Below are 19,322 nucleotides of genomic sequence, written 5' to 3' on the forward strand. Positions count from 1 at the left end.
TGATACTCCCCCTACAATTTCACATTCATGGCTCGGTATGTTGTTGGCGTATACCCGTATCTCTTTCGGAAAACGGTATGCAGATAACTGCCGCTGGAGAAGCCTTCGTGAATGGCGATTTTGTCAATCGACCAATTGGTATCGATCAGCTTCCTGCACACGGCTTCGAGGCGGACATGCTCCAGGATCTCGCTGAAGGACTGACCTTCCGCTTGCTCCTTGAATATCCGCTGCAGCTGTCTTGAGCTGATATGCAGCTTCTCTGCGACGTCATCCAGCACAACCTCCCCCGAAGAATTCGCATGGATATACTCCAGCGCCAATTGATAACGGTAAGCCTTCATATCGCGCGAAGGCAGCTCCGCTTCCGATGGCTCGGATTCATATGCGCGCACAGCGCGCAGCAATATCTGAATAAGGCATTGCTTGATCGTTGTGTACAGACCCGAATATTTCTCCTGCGAAGCCTGATAAGCCTCAAGAAAATAAGGCATCGCGCGATGGATGTCCATCGTCGGCTTCATCGGCAATTCTCTGAGCTTCTCCATGCAGTCATCGGCTTCCGCCATTTCCCAAGGATCCGAAACAGGCAGTGCCGGGCTCTCAGGCTCGGAAATCTCATCGCGGGGAATGATGTCGACGTGCAGGCATAATTCGTCCATCGGTTCCGCGGTATCCGCTTCCTGATAATGAAGCACGTTCGGACCCGTTAAATAGAACATCCCTTCCCGCAGCGCATACGGCTCATCCTCCATAATAACGGTCCCCTTGCCGCGGGGTATGAAATGAAATTCATACTCCGCATGCTTATGGAAGGAGACAATCTTCCCGGGCGGGAAGGTGGTCAGATGAAACCGAAGGACCCGGATCTCGTAACGTCCCCAATAGACCCTAAGATCAAGCCGCTCCAAGGCATCCTGCCGCTCTTTCATCATTTCGTATGGAAAATGGTTATTCATCCCGGTGCATCATCCCTGTATCTTATGCTTGAAGTTCATCCAATCTTACAGCACGATGCTCCTTGGCCGAACGATTGGCTGCCTCCATCAATTTGGTCAATTCAACGGCATATGCGATATTTTCTTCGGCAACGGTATCTTCTTGAATATGAGAAATCCATTGTTCAAAGGCACTTGCGCGGTTCGCCGGTACCGGCAGCTCAACCCATGCATCCTTGTACTCTTCTTTTTTCGTTGAACGAATCAGAAGCTTGCTATCCGGCGTACCGTACAGGATGGTTCCATCCGTGCCATGAATCTCGATCGTGAACGGAGAGAAGTTGTTAACGAATCCGGCTTCCACCACGCCGACGGCACCCGCTGCCGTAGAGAGCGTGGCAACGGCGTTGTCTTCTACCTCTTTGCCGGTTATGTATCCGAAATTCGCTTGGACGTCAATGGCTTCCTCGCCAAGGAACAGGCGCGTCAAATACATCGGATGGCAGCCCAGGTCGATCAGGGCACCCCCGCGGCACTCCTCCAGGCTGTAGAAATGCTCAGGCAGCCAACCGGCGGTTGCGCCATTGTGGGACAAGCGAACGCGAACGAGCGTCACGCTTCCCAGCAATCCCTGCTCCAATACCTCACGGATCGCCAGCGTATAACCGTCATTCAGCCGCGGTAGCGATACCGTGAATTTGACCTGATTCTCCTTCACGGCTTTAATGATATCATTGACCTCCTGAAGGGTTGCAGCAATTACTTTTTCCGTGAAAATATGCTTGCCTGCCGCTGCGGCCTTCAACATGACTTCTCTGTGCATGGATGTCGGAGCATCCACGATCACGGCATCAATATCGTCGCTTTGCAGCATATCATCCAGCGATTCATGAAAACGCACGCCTTGCTTCTCGGCGGCTTCTCTTCCCCGCTCCGGATTCTCATCCCATACCGCTACGATCTGAGCATCGGGATGCTCCTGCGCTTGTTTCGTATAATCCCATGCGTGCACATGCCAATAACTAATTTTTCCGATTCTGATCATTCTAGTCACCTCAGTATCTAATATTAAGACATCATGCCATTAATCTATCACACGTACCGCCTGATTCACAGTGTAAAATTGCGACAATCAAGTTAGAAATCACGACATGTCCGCACAAAAAGAACCCCGTCGTATGACGGAGTTCAATGTGATTTCGACTAAAATCCAAATCGTTCTCTGGCTGACGTGATGTGGGCAATGTGGTGATTTCCATGCCATGCATACATGCCTGCGGCGTATTCCAAACTCGTTGTTCGCTGGTTTTCGGGATGGTAGAACGTTCTCAGATAGTCCCCATCCTTCATATTCTCCAATAAAGCGACCCATCTGGCATGTAATCCGTCGATCAATGCAAGCGAAGCCTCAATGTCTTGTGTCAATGAATCGTGCAGGGCAGCCCATTTCTGTTCGTCATACGGTTTAATCGTCGGGTTCTCTTCCGTCAACGCAAGTTTAAACCGGATATAGCTGTTCATATGACTGTCAGCAAGATGGTGAACAACCTGGCGGATCGTCCAGCCGCCCTCGCGATAAGCCGTATCCAGTTGCTCGTGGCTTAACCCCTGGACCGCTGCCCTCAGCTTCTCCGGCATTCCCTTAATCTCTCGGACCCAGACTTTCCTGTGCTCAGGCGACGTGCTGCCTTCCCAGTCAAACTGTCCTATCGGATACCTCAAATCCATGTTCCCTCTCTCCCTTCCATTATGTTTGAGATCATTCCATGTCATGATTTTAGCATCTCCGCCGAAAAATAATAGTGTCTGCACTCCTGATGGATGCTGCTAATTTCCCGTCGAAAAGGCCCTCGGCATCTGCCAAGGGCTTCTCTCCTGCTACATAACTGGAATGTGACTACATGGAGCCCAGTATTCCTTCGATTTCGTTCATCTGTCCAGCCGTTAAAGGTCCTAAAGCAACGGCTCCTATTAATTCTTCCGCTTGCCTTCTCGTTTTGAAACCCGGAATCGGAATCGCCGCGCGGCTTCTTCCCCAAATCCATGCTAACGCTCCTTGAACTAAAGTACGGTCTTCACTCGTCAAAATCTCCCGCACCGCTTCAAGTTTAGCGAGGAACGACGGTACGGCTTTACCCTCCTTGAAATAGGAGACCCAGTCGTGACCGCTTCCTCGCACATCTTGATCACTGAATCGGGTGTCCTGATTAAATTTCCCGCTTAACAGCCCCATGGCCAAAGGCGTATTATTGATGCTCGCCAAACCATGACGTTCGCAAAGGGCAAGCATCTCCTTATCGTCACTGAGAACATTCAGCACGTGCTGAATGGCTGCCGCTTCGGATCGCTCTGCAAATAACTCGGCATTGGCCGTATCCCAGGTACTCCAGCCATATGTACGGATCAGCCCTTCTTGACGAAGACCGTTTAAGGCATCAATCACCGTTTCCACCTCACCCGGTCGTAATCCGCCTACATGAATCTGATAGAGATCGATATAATCCGTATCGAGTCGCTGAAGAGACCGCTCGCAAGCGTAGCGGATATAATCCGGCGTAACATTATAACGCGTAAAAACTTCCTTCGTTGTTTCATCATAGGTATATCCGAATTTGGTGGCTATCACGGCTTCGTGCCGCTTTCCTTTTAATGCGCGGCCAAGCACCCGTTCGCTATGACCGGTACCATAAACGTCTGCCGTATCAAAAAAGTTAACGCCCCTCTCCAGGGCCGCATGAATCCCTGCAACGGATTCACGTTCGTCCACCTCGCCCCATCCGTCGGACAAGCCGTCCAACGTAAAATTCCCGCCCATTGCCCAGCAGCCTAAGCCGAGCGGGCTTACCGGGATTTGCGATCTGCCTAACGTTCTATCCATGATAGTTCCTCCCTTTTCGAATTGGTTCGCCTTCATTATAATTAGGAAAATGGTTTGTGATGAGATCCAATGATGGTGAATTTGGAGGAACCAATTAAAGGAGGGATACGGTGTACGGCATTTATATCGACCGTGAATCGAAACGATCCGTTACCCATCAGGTATGCCAGCAGCTGCGAAGGCTGATCGAATCGGGACAGCTGGCAGCGGGAGCACGGCTGCTTCCGACCCGGGTTCTGGCCAAAGAGTGGGGCATTGCGCGCAATGTAGTCATCGAGGTATATGAGCAGCTGACGGCTGAGGGATATTTGGAAGGGCGCGTAGGATCAGGCACCTATGTAGCGGGCGGGATAATACCTTCTCCCCGTCCACGAAACGAGCCATCTGTCGGCGAGCAGCCGATCCATAAAGTTACATCGACTGAACATTCGCACATGATCGATTTTGCCGCCGGCATTCCCGATCAGAAGATGTTTCCAAGGCACATCTGGGCCAAGTACTTGAAACAAGCTGCTGAGGACTCCGTGAATGCAAACCATGATTACGGTCACATCAAAGGTGATAAGATGCTGCGCTCTGCCATTTGCGACTATGTATTCCGGTCCAAGGGCATCCAATGCTCATCCGATCAAATCGTGATCGTGTCCGGCGCTTCCGAAGGGTTGCTCCTCCTTGCCAAATCGTTAGCTTCCAGGTTTCATTCCATCTATATCGAAGACCCCACGATCGATATTACCCGCGATATTTTTCAGATGATGAACTATCGGCTTGTGCCGGTTGAGGTGGATCACAGCGGCATGCGCATCGACGCCGTGACGAGTTTCGCACCAGGTCATCTGGTTTTATTAACGCCGTCACATCAGTTTCCTTCCGGCAGCGTACTATCCATACAGCGCAGACATCAGGCCATCCGGATGCTGGAGGAAGCCGACTCCTTCGTGATCGAAGATGATTATGACAGCGAATTCCGGCTTCGAGGAATCCCGGTGCCTCCTCTGCAGACGCTCTGGCCTTCGAGAGTCATTCACGTGGGAACATTCAGTAAAACCTTAACGCCGAGCCTCCGGATCGGATTCATGATCGTCCCGCCTGATCTAACCGATGCCATAACCGAGATGAAAGATAAACTGAATATACATACCCCAACCGTCATTCAACAAGCGCTAAGCCAATTCATTCTGGACGGCCATCTGGAACGGCATATCCATAAGATGAAAAAAGTGTACAAGAAACGCCGCAATGTATTAACGGAGCGGCTCCATCACTTGTTCGGGCAGGATATTTCCATTGTCGGCGATGATGCGGGGATGCATCTTCAGGTGATATTCGGTCCTCAAGCTTACGCTCTCCTCCCATGGAACGATACGGTCTCATACGGGTTTCGCGTCGAGCCTGCTTCTAATTACAGAATCTCGCCATCGCGTCCTCCGGGTTCGACAGGGATCGTATTGGGATATGGAAACCTTTCGACGGAAGAGATCAAAGAAGGCTTAAGCAGGCTTTACGCATTTGCTTCCCCTTGCAGGGATTCATCTTGATTTGCGGGCATATCTTCCCTACTCCAAACAACAATGGCTCGGTACGCTGTACGGCGAACCGAGCCATATCTGTTTCATCCTCAGGATCTTGCCATCATATCCCTTCAATCCGGTCAAAATTACGCAGCGTCCGAAGCGCATTCAGTGTCATAACGCCCTTCCATTCTTCCTTGGCCGACGGCCATACCTCTTCGAATTGGTACCAGCTCCAATTCGGCTCCCAGGCCCCATCTTCGCCCTGGTTCTCTATAAGCAAGTCCAGCTCCGCCGGAAGAAGCGCTCGATATTTTGGAAAGTAAGGAGAGTTCGGCGTGTCCATAATGCTCAGCGGTGTTGCCCCGTATCCCTCCCGGCTGCCGGGGTCCAGGCTAATGCAGTTGTCCATGAAAGCCTCCAAAGCCTCCCTGATCTCCGATGCCTGTTCCTTTGGCAATCGCTCATGCAAGCGCAAGTAACAAAAAAGTTCATGCATTTCTTTTAAATCGCTGGTTCGATTCAGATAGTCCAGAGCATAACGAACCAAGGAATCCAGCGATTCCAGAGGATACAGCTCCCGTTCATCGATAAAATAAGCGATGATGTCTGCATTGGGATTGCCCCAATGGTCCTTAAAAGCGCCGTATTGCCACCAAATCGCTCTAGGTGACTGCTCCGCTTCTTTGGGGATAATGTCCCATCCTGAGCGTTCAGGCACATACGTATGCTCGAGATACTGTAACGCGGATAAAACCCGTTCGTTCCGCTCGGGATGATTCGGATGTAACCGAAGGATCTCCAGCGCTCTGGTCGTCGCCAGGGCGGATGATTCCTTGCAGCGAAGGTCAGGCTCAAGACCATGACCGAATCCGCCATCCTCGTTCTGGTAGCTGGAGAGCTCAATCAGCACATCCGTAAACGACCCGTTCTCGAATTCATATCGGAACAAGGCCCGTTCAAGGCTTCTGGCCCGCTGCAGCATATATTGCCTTGCTTGTTCCCATCGTATCTCGTTTAGCTTCATCACTCGGGTTCCATCTCCTCGTAGTAAGTGATTCGATTGCCGAACGGATCCGTTACACGTACCTCTTTGCTGTTCCATGGGGCGATCTCGATTCCGGGTCTCTGATACGGATAGTTCTGGTTTGACAGCTGTTCGTGAAAAGCTTCAATTCCTGCGATCTCCACGCGAATGGCTGCTCCAGGGGAGCAGTCACCGTAATGCTCCGTTAAATGGATCAATAACGAACCTTTGGATATTTGCATGTAAAGCGGCGCCGAATCGTCAAACCGGTGCTCCCAGTCCAAGGTGAAACCAAGATACTGCAAGTAGAATTCCCTTGCCTTCGTTTCGTCGAACACCCTGAACAACGGTATGATTTTGCTCATGCCAGCCCCTCCCTCCTCTCATCATTCGTTTACATTATGTATGTGCTGCTGTTGACTTAATTTAGATCTTATCATAAATCACTTCACAGCTCGTCCCTATCTTATATAAACTAAACCCGAGCAAACCAATGATCCTTCGCCGGGTCATGGATCCAAACTATTCATTCCTTGTCACTTTGGTTAGTTTCTTGGCCTTCTCGCGTTTCACGCGGCTCCAAACCAGCAGAACGAGAAACGAACCTGCCAGACAGAGAAAGATGACTTTCAAATAATGCTCCACTACATTCAGAATGTACTGCCACTGCTCCCCGAATATAAAGCCTATGCTGAAGAAGGCCAATACCCATGCAGCCACTCCCGTGTATCCGTATATCCAAACCGTCCGATAGGGAACTCGAATCATGCCGATGAAATACCCGATAAACTGCCTGACTCCGGGTATGAAAAAACAGACAATGAGCAGCTTGTTCCCATACTTGCTGTAATACGCCTGTGTTTTCTCCACAAGGGACGGCTTGATGAACAGCCATTTTCCATAGCGTTCAATCAGCGGCATCCCTAACCGGTAGCCGAGGATATAGGTAATGGTCAGTCCCATGGCCGCTCCTATAAAAGCAGATCCCATGGCCGGAACCATGTCGATGACCCCCTTATAGGTCAGGAACCCGGTATACGTCAGGGTAGTATTTCCTGGAGGAATTGGAAGAGCAATAAAATCAAGAGGGAGCCCAATCAATAACACCAGATAACCATATTGTTCAAACAACCGCTCAACCAATTCAAACAAATTCATGGGGAAAACTCCTTCGTCTTACCGATAACTGTCATGGTAGTGGTGCAGGGCTTCATTCACATAAACTTCCCTGTTCAGCACCTCGTAGGGCACCGGGTTCTTTTCTTCGGCCCATTCTCGCGAAGGGCGGTAACGCCGTTGAATCTCCATCAATCGGGTCAGAACCGATAGAGCCGAATCTTTATGCGTGTTAATGGCCGCTTTTCGCTTCATCTCTTGCAGCAAGGACGGATCCGTCATTAGCGTCATGAATTGAAGCTGCAGTTCTCCCGCCATAGCTTGACGAGCCACGCCAATGCCAACCAGGTAGTCGGCATTGTCCTGCTCTTGGCCAGGCAAGGGTTTAACCAACAGCATGGGACGTTCCATCGTTAATGCTTCGGAAATCGTGAGACCTCCCGGCTTCGTCACCATCAAGTCGGCCATCGCCATCAATTCATGCATACGATCCACATAACCCATGACGGTGATTTGCGGATGCTCCGCAAACTCTTCCAGCAGCGATTGATATAATTTCATATTGCGTCCGCACACGACCATAAACCGAACATCCTGCGGGTATGCCCTGGATTTCAAGAGCTCGATAATTTCTTTATCGATCATCCCTTCTCCGCCGCCCATGATCAGCACGACCTGCTCGGATGGTTTCAAGCCATAATAATCGCGCAGCCGTTCCTCATCCACCGGTTGACTATAGAGCGGGTTGACGGGGATTCCGGTCACCGAGATTTTTTCGCTCGGCACGCCTTTGCGCTCCAATGCAACCTGGACCACATCGGAACCCACCATGTAATAATCCGTATGCGAATGGATCCAATAGCTGTGATCCGTATGATCCGTCATGACGGTGGCCGTCGGCACGTCCGTGTAACCCATTGCTTTCAACAGCGATATGCCTGCCGCTGCCGGCGGAAACGTACTGACTACGATAGCCGGCTTTTCGATTTCCAGCATTGCGCTCAGTTTTTGAAGACTGAAGGTACTGAAGCGTTTCAGCATCTGGATGAGCGTGTTTTCCTCGCGCGTTTTTTGGAACAAATAACCGTAAACGGATGGAAAATGCTTCATCCACTGCACAAAGAAAAACTGTCCGGCCACATGCAGCCGCGGATGGGTTAACTCCATGTAATCAATGACTTTAACGCGCAGATGAGGGTATTTTCTTTTTGCTGATTCCACAATGGCCTTTGATGCCTGGTTATGACCCTCTCCCAGACTTCCGGTTAATATGATGATTTTTTGCTCATATATGGATCTCATTGATATTACTCCTTATCTAACGTTATGTGTTTCCCAAGACATGCATCAGGTAAACGACCAGCCATCCCGATCCGAATCCGATCAGGCTTCCCGCCAGACAATCGGTCGGGTAATGATATCCCCAATAGATACGGGATAGACCGACCAGCGCAGCCAGCATGATCAGCAGTATCGTCGGCAGCGGCGAAACCAGAAACAGCAGCGGGGTAATGACTGCAAAAATCGCCGTTGTATGACCGGAAGGGAAGGAGTAATCCTTCAGCGGGAAATTTCCGATCTTTACCTGCTCCAAAACCCGGAAGGGACGATCTCTTCTGACGATTCTCTTGATGAGGACCACGATCAGATGGCTAACGGTTAACGCAATGGCACTCTGATATGCCGTTATATCCCAAGCTTCGAATGCTGCCCAGGCGATAAGCAACGCGCTCAGAATGGTGAAGGTGGCTCCGCCGAGATGGGTGATGCCGCCGAACAACCGGTCAAAGGCTCGGTTGCTGATCGTCTGGTTGCACCAGACGAATACCCGGTGATCAAAACTTTGCAGTCGCTTTATCATTCATTCTTCACCTGCCGTTACGTCAATTGAATCTTTTGGTCCCTTCACCACGGGGACATCCGAACGTTTATCCCTGCGCTTCTTGATAAGCCGCACCGTCAACCAAATGCCCCCGATCAGAGCACCTACGGATAACAAAATAATCGTAAGCACGCTGTCCACCATATTCTCGGCAGCACGGCCATATACGTAGAACAGCACACCCACCGTGTAGAACTTCACGGCGCGTCCGAGCGCTGCATAGCTGATAAGCTTCCATAAAGGATAGTTCATGCAGCCGGATAGAATGGTGAATATTTTGAAGGGAATCGGCGTAAACGCACCGACCAGGATAGCGGCTTCGCCATGCTTGGTGAACAAAGCAGTGGCAGAATCATACCATTTTTTCTTCATGATCTTGGTCAACACCAAATGACCTGAAGCCTTGCCGATTCCATATCCGATGGGCGTTCCGATCAAGCACCCGACAAACCCGATCGTGGCGAGCCAGATCGCACGGTCCGGACTCAAGGCACTTAAGGACAACTGCGAGAACAGTGCCGGAATCGGAAAAATGATGGCGTCGATCATGGCATGAATGAATAATCCGATATCGCCTAAATTACGTAAAAAATCCATCAGGCCTAATCTCCTCTGCTTGGCTGACCCTTGGGCAGCCCGTGTATCGTGCGATATCGTTGCTTACATACAAATTTGAAATCATCGGTTCACATTCCTCTCCCGTATCATGTTAATGCAAGGATATCACGAATGGAGGAGGATGCCTTCCGTCTTCAGACGATAATGAACCTAGACTTAGGTCTAGATCCTAATAGTAGATATAATATAGTAGATATAGTATAAACGAGTTTTATGATCAATAAGTTGGGTTTATAACCAATTGGACCAAAAACAAAAAAACAGCTCAGCCGCAATGTGCGCGGCCAAACTGCCAGGATCCAAGACCAAGCCCTATTCAAATTGGCAAATCCTCAGAACGTCCCCGATGGAATCCACGACATGATCGGCTTGCGACAAATCCTGATTTCCCGAATTCGGGTTCACGAAGCCGATGCATGTCATGCCGGCCGCCTTCGCTGCAGCAACGCCATGCCGGGCATCCTCCAGCACCATGCAGTGCTCGGGCTCCACGCCTAACAATTCAGCTGCTTTGAGGTACACATCCGGCGCCGGTTTTCCTTTTTCCACTTCTTCACCGCTCACGACGCATTCGAATTGATCCAGGAGATCGAACTTGCGCAAGACGGCCGTAATAAATACGGGAGGCGAGGATGATGCAATCGCAGCAGGGATACGACGTGCTTTAAGTTCAGCCAGAAGCTCCCGAATGCCGGCAATCGGCTCCATTTCCCGAGAGGTGAGCATCTCGATTTTATTGGACAATTGGTATTCGATAATCTCCGATACGGATTGCTCAAGCTGATGCTCATGTTTAATGGCTGCCCACATCTCCGGATTGGTCATGCCTACATACTTCTCCAATTGTTCATGGGTTATCGAGGATCCGTAGTAGTTCATCACCTGGATATCCACTTCAAAGTGCAGCGGTTCGCTGTCAATAATGACCCCGTCCATGTCAAAAATAAATGCCTGTATCATGTTCATGCTCCTTTGCTGAATGTTCTGTTAGTTAACCCCAGATGAGATCGAGCACCGTTCCCAGCACTCCGGATTGATGTCCGCGGAGGACATCGGGATTGAATACCTCGACGAAACCGCACCGCGTACAGGATACGAAGAGATAATGATGATAGTCGATATCGAATATTTTGCTTATGCCCGTACCGCTCATGCTGACTTCCTGCGAGCTGCATTCACGGTGACCGCAGCGGCGGCAATGGAACTTGCTGGCCATTAATTCCTCAATGCTTAGGTAATCCATTTCGGCTGTTGAATCGTACCGGTCGGTAGTCTGTTCATTCGTCTCTGTGCTCAGATGCTCCGGCAATACCTCATGCTTGCATTCCGGACACATACTATGAATCAACGTTACCTCCTGCGCACACCATGGACACTGAACCACCTCTGCACCTTCCTCCCTTTTCGCATGGAACCTATTGGAAAACCCTCAGCATAATTGAAACATCTAGAAAGGATTATATTGCCCCAACTTCATCAATCTGGCCAAAGCACGGTCATTCGGATGAAATGATGTCGTGAAGCTCCTCCAAAGTATGTATTTCATACTTGGGGTGTATGGACGTCGGATTGGCCTTTCGCTGCGGGTTATACCAGCAGGTATCTATCCCGTAACGGATGCCTCCTTGTATATCGGAAGTTAACGAATCGCCAACAATGAGCACCTCGCTTTTATCCGGGTGGTTTAACTTATGGAAGGCGTAATCGAATATTCCTTCGTGCGGCTTTTGAGATCCTGCATCCTCCGAAACCACGATACATTCAAAGGAATCGCACAGCGCCGATCGGCTGATACGATTAAACTGCACTTCCTTGATTCCGTTCGTGATGATGGCCATGCGTTGACCGCGCTCGGACAGTTGACTGCACAGCTTCTCTGCCCCTTCCATGAGAAAGGAGCCCTGTCCTAAATACTTTATGTATATATTGCTAAAGGCTTCAGCGTCCAAAGCGCATTTGATACTATGTTCCTCCAGGAGTCTTTCGAACCGAGCCGTACGCAATTCGCCCTGCGTCACGATCCCCTGCTCGAAATCGTTCCACAACTGCTGGTTTATGCGCCTGTAACTGTCTACGATCGCATTCGTGCACTCCTGGTGGATTTCGCCAAAAACGCCGGCTAACGCAAACGCCTCCGATTGGGCATAGTCGTATAGCGTATCGTCCGCATCAAATAAAATAACGTTGTATCGCAAGGCTGGGCCTCCTTTCTTGCTGCTTAACTTCAACCATTACCCTTTCGCTACCCAGCATAACATTTCATTCATCCGGATTCATCGAACCATTGTCGGATGTCGAAGTTAATCTGGATTGCCGGTTCAATTCCTGGATCCTCTGCCTTTGTTGATGATCTAGACGGTCTCTGTTACTCTTCACCAACTCCGTCAGACGCATGAAAATTAACAATAATATCGTAATGATTACACCTGCTGAGAACACCATCATTGCCCATTCGTCCACGCCTAAAAGCGTGATCAAAAGCAATTCCGTCACAATGAAGATCCCCGCTCCAAGGGCAAGCTGTTTCATTGGGCCTCCCTGTTACTCATCGCATAATTTATAGTGATGATACCGCTCCTGCTCAAGTTCGATCTCGCCGATATAGGCAAATCCGCACTTTTGGATTACTTTATTGGAAGCATGATTATGAACGACGGCGATTGCGTTGAGTTCTCGCTCCCTTGTATTCCGGAACAAATAACGGATTAACGCCCGCACGGCTTGGGTGGCATATCCCTTATTGTAATACCGATTGGAGATTCCGTACATAATCTCCCGGTTAGGCGGGGGCAGCTCTTCCTTAGGACCGCTATTGCACCAGCCGATGCACTCGCCTGTTTCTTTCAAGACGATGGCTAACCGCAGACGCAGCTGCCCCACATCCCCGCCGTCTTGAACGGCTTGCAGGAACCGCCGATTCTCCGGCATTTCATAGTCGGTTAACCATTCTCGCCGCTGTTCCCTTGATACATCCCATCCAGGCAGGAACTGTCTGATCTCCGGTTCGTGCGTGATCTTGCAGATCGCATCCAGATCTTCCAACAAATATTCCCGAAGGAAGATGTCCTCACATTCAATCGTAAAGGGCTTACCCTGGAAATCGATAGTTGTCTTGCTGTTTCAATATAACCCCTGCTTTCATTCGCTCAATGATTCCTCGCCATGATCCATGTTATCAACTGATCGGGCCGTGTAAACATATAGTCGGGTTCCACCGCAAATTGTGCATTCTGAACGGTATCAAACCAATGCGCCCCGATGGTTAATACCTGAGCTGATTTGCCAGCCGCAATGTCGGCATCGCTGTCCCCGACAAAAACCACGTCCGATGTCCTCAGACCCAACAGTTGAACGGCTTTGAATATCCCTTCCGGGTCCGGTTTAGAACGTTCAACCTCATCTCCCGTAATGGTAGCGGCAAAATACCCGTCCAGTTTCAGGTTTCTTAAACATATATCCAGGCATCTTCTGCTCTTGCCCGTGATAATAACCATGGGTAAACGTAAATCCGACAGCTTCACAATTAGATCCTGTACGGCTTCCGATACCTGCACATGCTCTTGAAAATTCTGCTCAAACACTTCGTAATAATATTCTACGGCTTCATCAACATGGGCCGGATTCGAAAGATGATTGGCAATGATCTCTTCCTCCGTTGGCCCAAACGTCTGAACGATCTCGGCATCGGTCAACCGCTGGCCTTCGTACTTCAAGAAAACCGCCCGGAACGCTTTAAACGAGAGCGGCAGCGTATCTGCTAAAGTACCATCGAAATCAAACAGCACCGCTTGTATGGTGTTCATCCCAAAGCTCCCCTTTCACCTCAGAATCCGACTGAACAACACGACTTGCTCAGACCAAATCCAGCCTCATCTGAATGGTAATCATTTTCCGATCGTCATCTAACGCCGTGATGCGGACATCGAACGGCTCGAACCCCAACTTATGATAAAAAACAAGCCCTCTGGAATTGGTATTATGACAGCTTAGATAAAAACGTTCCATTTCGTATTTTTCTTTGGCGATGTCCATCATGGTACGCAACAGCTTCTGCGCTGCACCGAGTCCACGGTGCGACGGTGCAACAACGACATTGCCAAGCCACAACGATCCATCCGCATCTTCATAAAAATTCGCGTAGGCGACGACCTGCCCGGTGGATTCTTCAACGATAACCGTGGGATCAAAGCGGTTCTCAAGCAAACTCAGGATTTGATCCGGCGTCAAAGGGAATTCCGATCTCGGGCTCATGTAAAACAGTTCTTCCGGCGTTTGAGGAAAGCTGCAAATCGCTTGCAAATCCTCATCCCTCAGCGGTCTATGCGCATACATATTTTGAGGTCCTCCTTACTAAGCTATTCGGGCAATATACATGCCTCTTCCGATCAAGCCTTGCGTATCGTGCTCCACATCCAGTCCCGCTTCCCGAAATGCCCCGATCATCTCTTCCACGGTAAACAGACCCATACGATGCTCCTCCGTGTAATGCTCGATTCCAACCTCGCTGCCAAACAAATACGAAAAATTCATGATCGAAACATTACCTGCGCGATCCGAATGGGACATTCTGCTCATATGGATCCCATGGCGCTCGGTCGTGATCGTGTCCACTCTTCCGGTTGTCCAAACGTCCGGCGTAAGCCATGGCTCAACTAGAATGATACCTTCCTCGTTCAGATGTTCCCTAAACTGCACAAGGGTTTGAACCAACAGCTCCGGCGTCTTCACATACCCGATGGAGCTGAACAGACACATAATCACGTCATACTTCCGGCCGAGTCGAAAACGGGTCATATCAGCCACCGAATAATCCCCCTTGGGATTCTTCGACTTCGCTATAGCTACGAATTCGGGGTTCAAATCGATTCCATCGATTGCATAGTGCTGCTTCAAGAAAACAGCGTGTTCCGCCGTTCCGCAGGCTACATCCAGAATGGTTTGGTACTCCTTGCTTTGTCTTTCGATATATTCCCGGACCTGCCGCGCCTCCTGCTCATAGTCCTTGAAGCTGTAGATCACGTCATAATACTTCGAAGATAAGTCGAACATGATTTCACCAACTTTCTGTATCCTTCATGAGTACGTTAGAAAAAGGGAAAACGCGATTTATGACTGCGAACAGCCCATTTGACTAAAAAGACCCAACTTAGACAGCTTCATCTAAGGCGGGGTCCTCTGTGGCAGGCATCTTCCATGATTATACAACCGTTCATTCGATTGGGTAACCCCTGGATCCGATAAGCTCAGATTCACCGGTTCTTACGCTACGGATGCTGCCTTTATCCTTCGATACGCTTATGTCTATACCAATAGGAATAGATCTCCCTGTACTGAAGACGATCGTACAACCGGTTTGCAGCAACATTGTTCTGGACCACTTGTAGATAGCTGCTTGCGGCTCCATTCTTCTTGGCCCAATGCAGAATATGTAACAGTAACTGTTTTCCGAACCCGCGATTTCGGCATGCCGGAGCTGTGGCGAGATCAAATATGCCGACGACGCCTTGCTCTATTGCCCCGATCCCGCATGCCACAGGTTCACCAAGATCATATAGGATGAAGAATCCGTATTGAATCACGGAATAGTTGAACAGCTTTCTTTTTACAGCCTTATATTTCTCGGATATTCCAGTTATCTCGGTCAGCCCGCTCAGCCATTCATCCGTCAGCCGTTCTTCGATCTTAACCTCCTTATGCGTTGGAAGCTCCAGATGATCCAGATGATCTAACACCCTCAGACTGGTTGGATCGAGTATGGAATAACCCCTGGAATCCAACATACGGTCCAGCTCCTGCGGATTGAACGGGGTGATTTTAAATACGACGTCAAGCCCAGCCTTAACATATAACCGCTCGCATTCATGAATTTGGGCGTCAAGGTCTATCGATGGATCCGTGTATAAGGCATTAATCGAGTTGGATCTCTTCGTATAACCGTCTGCAAAACGTAACAGCCACCCATGGTGCGTCAAGGTTTGAAGCGCCGGCCAAGCGTTTAAGGCAAGTTCTTCGATTCTCTTTAGCACGTATACCACTCCTACCGTATGATAGGAATTAATATACATTTATTTGTATCATTATTCAAGTAAAATGATCTTCTTCATGTATCCTGCACGCCACTCGATTCTGCTAATTCCTTGGATCTATCGGCGATACTAAACACAATGGGAACGTCCGTCATCCTTCTTCTCCATATCAAATGGTCGATTCCGCGCCCCCAGTGATCTTGAAGGACGTAATCGGGTTCACCTAGTTTCTTCTTCCATATTTTCTGAGCACGCGTATATCCGCTATCCAAACAAAATTCCGTTATCCCCTTATTGAGCAGCGTAAGATACATGATTTGAAGCATCAGACTGCCGATTCCCTGTTGCTGATAATCAGGATGCACAAATACGGTTCCGATTTCAACCACGTCACGCAGTACTCCATTGGAACTTTTCCGTATCAATGCATTGGACGGGCCAAACTCGATGCTGCTTACAACGCTGTTGTCTATAAGTCCGATCAGAAAATACCTCTGCTCTCCGTTCGTTGCAATATCCGCGTTCAAGCACCTAATTTTGCTGTCAATCTCCTGCTCGATGTCCTCCGATAAATCTGCCAGGCCTTCTTTGGCAAACGTATCGGTAATCACGAACCGGAAAAAATGCTCCATCGCTTTCATATCACTACGATTCGGCCGCCTAATCTCTACATGAAACATGAGGAGTCCTCCTCCTATCGTCAATTACAAATAGACTCACCATTTTTGGGTGTGTTTGATAACATGGGCTTTTATTTCATCTTTTTGTTGATCCGATAGCTGAACGGGTGTCCAGGAATGATTGTCGGGGATGTGGATGGTTAGAGGTGTTTCAAGCTCCTTTTCTTGGCTGCTGGAATCCTCGTTCGGTATATTTTTCCATCGTTTATGACTCTGATCATACACCCTGGTTTTCACAAACTTCCCTTCGCTATCGTAATAGTCTTCAATCGCTCGTACACGCGACAGCGTGGCCCCTTGATTATCTTCATGATTGGTTATCGAATTCACTTTTTTATAACCTGAAGGCATGTTGAGTCCATCTGCAGTTATCATCACATCTTCAACGATAAAAGCCTCAATGTGCTCTACCCGCTCCCCTCCGTTCTGACAAGAGCATAATGCCAACACGATCCATAGGATACAGATCCACGAACCCGTTTGTTGTATGTATTTCAGTAACACGCCTAACCTCCTTGTACATGGATCCCTTCGGGAGCCAATAATGTGCTCAACTCCGCAGCCGTGTTCTGTACGAACCTCTCCACTTTATCTCTTACTTATCAAAATACAAAAACTCAGCACCTTCGTACATGGAATCTCAGGTCCCAGTCTAAATGTTGTCATGATGAAACGAGAAGAATAAGTGTAGAGACTCTCTTCCACATGATCTACTCCATACGTTCGTTACGGAGCACCATGTGAAGGTGGTCTTCCCATACACCGTTTATCTTCAGGTATTTGATCGCCAGACCTTCCTCATAGAAGCCCAGTCGTTTCACGACGTTCATCGAGGCTTTGTTTCTCGGCATGATGTTGGCTTCCAAACGGTGCAGCTCCAGCGTATCAAAGCAATAGCCGACCACGGCGCTCAGAGCTTCGGTCATATACCCTTTTCCCGTATGAGATTGCGCCAGCTTATACCCGACATGAGCCGATTGAAAAACACCCCGCACGATATTGCTGATCGCAATCGAGCCGATCATCTCATCGTTTTGATGCAGCCACACTTTAAGCAGGGAACCGTCAGCGATGCTTCGACTTTCCGCTGCCAGAATCTCAGCCTGTTTCTCCAGGGTATAAAACTCCGCTTCCCTGGCAGGCTCCCAAATCTTCCAAAACTCATCGTTCCTGACGATAAAATCCAACACATCCGCTGCCCGTTCCCGATCCACGGTTTTCAACTGCAGACGTGAAGTTTGTAGCGTTATGGACATGCGATGCTCCCCCCTGAACAGCTTTAAACTAAAAATTGCAACACCATATCAATCCATTGGGATATCATGCTTTAGCATGGATCGTGTAATTCCACGGGCTTCCCCCTCAGGCGTCAATCGGTATTCAAACTGCATAATCGTATCATGGGCAAAATAAATATACTCTACCTCAGGCTCGTCTTTAAATACCACGACGGCATAAAAAGGAGGCAGCTTAACGCCCCAAATGCCTTGGACCGACTGGATTTCATCCTGCGTATAATGTTCTTCTTCAAGCAGGTAAGTCTTCACCTTCTTGGCATAAATCATTTTGTTGGATTGCACATACACAAAGGGAGACAAGAGCACAAGCACTAGCAAAACCAACAATGCGATTTTGATTTTCTTCATTGGATTCCCTGTTGTTTGCATAGCATAAAATGACGCCTGACCTCTTCGTAGTTCTCCCGAACACTTCGGCTCCCGTCCACGAACATCACCTTGAATCCGCGGTCCAAGGCATCCTTGGCCACGTATCTCGCAAAACCGATATCCCGGTCCATCCAGTTTCGAAACGCGCCGCCGGGATCATCGCATGATACCAAAATTTCGTGGATCCATTCCCGTTTGGCATAATGCTCCTTCTGGAATGCCGGAACCGGGACGATCCATATCGCATGATGGGGGCTGGGTACCAGGTGCTCAACTTTTTCCGGCAATAGAGCCGCACCTTCAACGATGATGGGGCTCGTGTCCGGCAGGGCCGAAACATCATCCATAATCATGCCAAATTCCTCTCGGTAAAATTCCAATTCTTCCTCAACCTGCTGCTCCACCGGCCGCGACCACAATGCATTCCAGGACATATCCTTCAATCGGGACATGGTGGGGTGCTCCGACGGATGGCATATGGTCACATGCTTCTCGTTGAATAGATCGCATTGATAATAGGTGCAGCTGTAATCCTTCGCCAATTTTTCGGCAATCGTCGACTTGCCCGAGCAGGGGGAGCCTCCGATCCAGTATACATGGGAGTAGTCTTTTTTCTCGCTCTGCATCGTATCACGCCCCTCTGTCGCCATCACTTCTTAACTCGTTTCGAATGTCCAGCAACACGTTCCAAATTGCCCTCAAATATACCACAACGAACAAAAAGCCCACAACTAGTATCAGTGCGACCAGCTCCATGTTAACTCCCCACCTTTACTCTGCGACTGGGCACCCCGTCGACCTAAGATCTACGGATCTTAGGCCCCGGAAGCATGTGGTTACGCAACTTTATCCCTTCATTTATTATAACTGTCTTTTCTGCGGCAAAGTTACGCTATCCTTGCATTCATACCAGATGTCCTAAACAACAAAAAGAACCGGTTCAAAACCCGGTTCTTTCATTTAAGCCTATGATACTTAC

The 19,322-nt window shown here is 49.2% G+C and carries 25 protein-coding genes; 1 reads left to right on the plus strand and 24 read right to left on the minus strand.

Going from position 1 to position 19,322, the window contains the following annotated elements:
• Positions 1 to 11: 11 nt before the first annotated feature.
• The 4 genes from RB297_RS07200 to RB297_RS07215 form a co-directional block, all read right to left on the minus strand.
• Positions 12 to 959 carry an AraC family transcriptional regulator gene (locus RB297_RS07200; protein ID WP_015735934.1) on the minus strand — a complete coding sequence of 316 codons (948 nt, stop codon included), beginning with the start codon at positions 957 to 959 and terminating at the stop codon, positions 12 to 14.
• A gap of 22 nt (positions 960 to 981) precedes the next feature.
• On the minus strand, positions 982 to 1,983 hold the full coding sequence (locus tag RB297_RS07205) for a Gfo/Idh/MocA family protein (RefSeq protein WP_375120130.1): 1,002 nt from the start codon (positions 1,981 to 1,983) through the stop codon (positions 982 to 984).
• A gap of 158 nt (positions 1,984 to 2,141) precedes the next feature.
• Positions 2,142 to 2,666 (minus strand): YfiT family bacillithiol transferase, encoded by a 525-nt coding sequence (locus tag RB297_RS07210; RefSeq protein WP_375120131.1) that lies wholly within the window; start codon positions 2,664 to 2,666, stop codon positions 2,142 to 2,144.
• A 169-nt stretch (positions 2,667 to 2,835) separates the two neighbouring features.
• The gene (locus RB297_RS07215) at positions 2,836 to 3,816 is read right to left on the minus strand and encodes an aldo/keto reductase (RefSeq protein ID WP_375120132.1); all 981 of its coding nucleotides are present in this window, start codon (positions 3,814 to 3,816) and stop codon (positions 2,836 to 2,838) included.
• 110 nt (positions 3,817 to 3,926) lie between these two features.
• On the opposite strand from RB297_RS07215, the gene pdxR reads away from it, so the two are divergent.
• Complete coding sequence (gene pdxR, locus RB297_RS07220) at positions 3,927 to 5,354, plus strand: MocR-like pyridoxine biosynthesis transcription factor PdxR (RefSeq protein ID WP_375120133.1); 1,428 nt, start codon at positions 3,927 to 3,929, stop codon at positions 5,352 to 5,354.
• Positions 5,355 to 5,448: 94 nt separating this feature from the next.
• Here pdxR and RB297_RS07225 read toward each other — a convergent pair whose 3' ends face one another.
• From RB297_RS07225 to RB297_RS07320, 20 genes are all read right to left on the minus strand, one after another.
• Entirely contained in the window at positions 5,449 to 6,354 is a 906-nt protein-coding gene (locus RB297_RS07225; protein WP_375120580.1) for a hypothetical protein, read from the minus strand.
• Complete coding sequence (locus tag RB297_RS07230) at positions 6,354 to 6,719, minus strand: glyoxalase superfamily protein (protein ID WP_192571496.1); 366 nt, start codon at positions 6,717 to 6,719, stop codon at positions 6,354 to 6,356. Before RB297_RS07230 ends, RB297_RS07225 begins: the two co-directional genes overlap by 1 nt.
• 157 nt (positions 6,720 to 6,876) lie before the next feature.
• The gene (locus tag RB297_RS07235; protein WP_036661097.1) at positions 6,877 to 7,512 is read right to left on the minus strand and encodes a DedA family protein; all 636 of its coding nucleotides are present in this window, start codon (positions 7,510 to 7,512) and stop codon (positions 6,877 to 6,879) included.
• An 18-nt stretch (positions 7,513 to 7,530) separates the two neighbouring features.
• A complete protein-coding gene (locus RB297_RS07240; protein ID WP_375120134.1) occupies positions 7,531 to 8,772 on the minus strand; it encodes an MGDG synthase family glycosyltransferase in 1,242 nt (413 codons plus the stop codon).
• A 22-nt stretch (positions 8,773 to 8,794) separates the two neighbouring features.
• Positions 8,795 to 9,331, minus strand: coding sequence for a phosphatase PAP2 family protein (locus RB297_RS07245; protein WP_015735943.1), 537 nt, complete (start codon positions 9,329 to 9,331; stop codon positions 8,795 to 8,797).
• Entirely contained in the window at positions 9,332 to 9,949 is a 618-nt protein-coding gene (locus tag RB297_RS07250) for a YqaA family protein (RefSeq protein ID WP_375120135.1), read from the minus strand. It lies immediately after the preceding gene.
• Between the two features lie 333 nt (positions 9,950 to 10,282).
• Entirely contained in the window at positions 10,283 to 10,930 is a 648-nt protein-coding gene (locus RB297_RS07255) for an HAD family hydrolase (protein WP_192571494.1), read from the minus strand.
• A gap of 31 nt (positions 10,931 to 10,961) precedes the next feature.
• Positions 10,962 to 11,318, minus strand: coding sequence for a zinc ribbon domain-containing protein (locus RB297_RS07260; RefSeq protein ID WP_375120136.1), 357 nt, complete (start codon positions 11,316 to 11,318; stop codon positions 10,962 to 10,964).
• 148 nt (positions 11,319 to 11,466) lie between these two features.
• The gene (locus RB297_RS07265; RefSeq protein ID WP_096774226.1) at positions 11,467 to 12,165 is read right to left on the minus strand and encodes a YjjG family noncanonical pyrimidine nucleotidase; all 699 of its coding nucleotides are present in this window, start codon (positions 12,163 to 12,165) and stop codon (positions 11,467 to 11,469) included.
• Positions 12,166 to 12,229: 64 nt separating this feature from the next.
• A complete protein-coding gene (locus tag RB297_RS07270; protein ID WP_090908551.1) occupies positions 12,230 to 12,499 on the minus strand; it encodes a hypothetical protein in 270 nt (89 codons plus the stop codon).
• Positions 12,500 to 12,511: 12 nt separating this feature from the next.
• On the minus strand, positions 12,512 to 13,012 hold the full coding sequence (locus RB297_RS07275) for a GNAT family N-acetyltransferase (protein ID WP_375120137.1): 501 nt from the start codon (positions 13,010 to 13,012) through the stop codon (positions 12,512 to 12,514).
• Positions 13,013 to 13,116: 104 nt separating this feature from the next.
• The gene (locus RB297_RS07280) at positions 13,117 to 13,773 is read right to left on the minus strand and encodes an HAD family hydrolase (RefSeq protein ID WP_375120138.1); all 657 of its coding nucleotides are present in this window, start codon (positions 13,771 to 13,773) and stop codon (positions 13,117 to 13,119) included.
• Positions 13,774 to 13,822: 49 nt separating this feature from the next.
• Positions 13,823 to 14,302, minus strand: coding sequence for a GNAT family N-acetyltransferase (locus RB297_RS07285; RefSeq protein ID WP_015735951.1), 480 nt, complete (start codon positions 14,300 to 14,302; stop codon positions 13,823 to 13,825).
• Positions 14,303 to 14,320: 18 nt separating this feature from the next.
• A complete protein-coding gene (locus RB297_RS07290; RefSeq protein ID WP_096774229.1) occupies positions 14,321 to 15,019 on the minus strand; it encodes a class I SAM-dependent DNA methyltransferase in 699 nt (232 codons plus the stop codon).
• Between the two features lie 230 nt (positions 15,020 to 15,249).
• Positions 15,250 to 15,996: a GNAT family N-acetyltransferase gene (locus RB297_RS07295; protein ID WP_213579012.1), complete on the minus strand. Its 747-nt coding sequence runs from the start codon at positions 15,994 to 15,996 to the stop codon at positions 15,250 to 15,252.
• 74 nt (positions 15,997 to 16,070) lie between these two features.
• Positions 16,071 to 16,676, minus strand: coding sequence for a GNAT family N-acetyltransferase (locus tag RB297_RS07300; protein WP_096774230.1), 606 nt, complete (start codon positions 16,674 to 16,676; stop codon positions 16,071 to 16,073).
• A 36-nt stretch (positions 16,677 to 16,712) separates the two neighbouring features.
• On the minus strand, positions 16,713 to 17,180 hold the full coding sequence (locus RB297_RS07305) for a hypothetical protein (RefSeq protein ID WP_375120139.1): 468 nt from the start codon (positions 17,178 to 17,180) through the stop codon (positions 16,713 to 16,715).
• Between the two features lie 206 nt (positions 17,181 to 17,386).
• Entirely contained in the window at positions 17,387 to 17,932 is a 546-nt protein-coding gene (locus RB297_RS07310) for a GNAT family N-acetyltransferase (protein ID WP_036661139.1), read from the minus strand.
• 48 nt (positions 17,933 to 17,980) lie between these two features.
• On the minus strand, positions 17,981 to 18,322 hold the full coding sequence (locus RB297_RS07315) for a DUF3139 domain-containing protein (RefSeq protein WP_375120140.1): 342 nt from the start codon (positions 18,320 to 18,322) through the stop codon (positions 17,981 to 17,983).
• Positions 18,319 to 18,969 (minus strand): hypothetical protein, encoded by a 651-nt coding sequence (locus RB297_RS07320; RefSeq protein WP_375120141.1) that lies wholly within the window; start codon positions 18,967 to 18,969, stop codon positions 18,319 to 18,321. Before RB297_RS07320 ends, RB297_RS07315 begins: the two co-directional genes overlap by 4 nt.
• Positions 18,970 to 19,322: the final 353 nt, after the last annotated feature.

The organism is Paenibacillus sp. CR_12, from assembly GCF_041953985.1.
Classification (GTDB): domain Bacteria; phylum Bacillota; class Bacilli; order Paenibacillales; family Paenibacillaceae; genus Paenibacillus_AQ; species Paenibacillus_AQ lautus_A.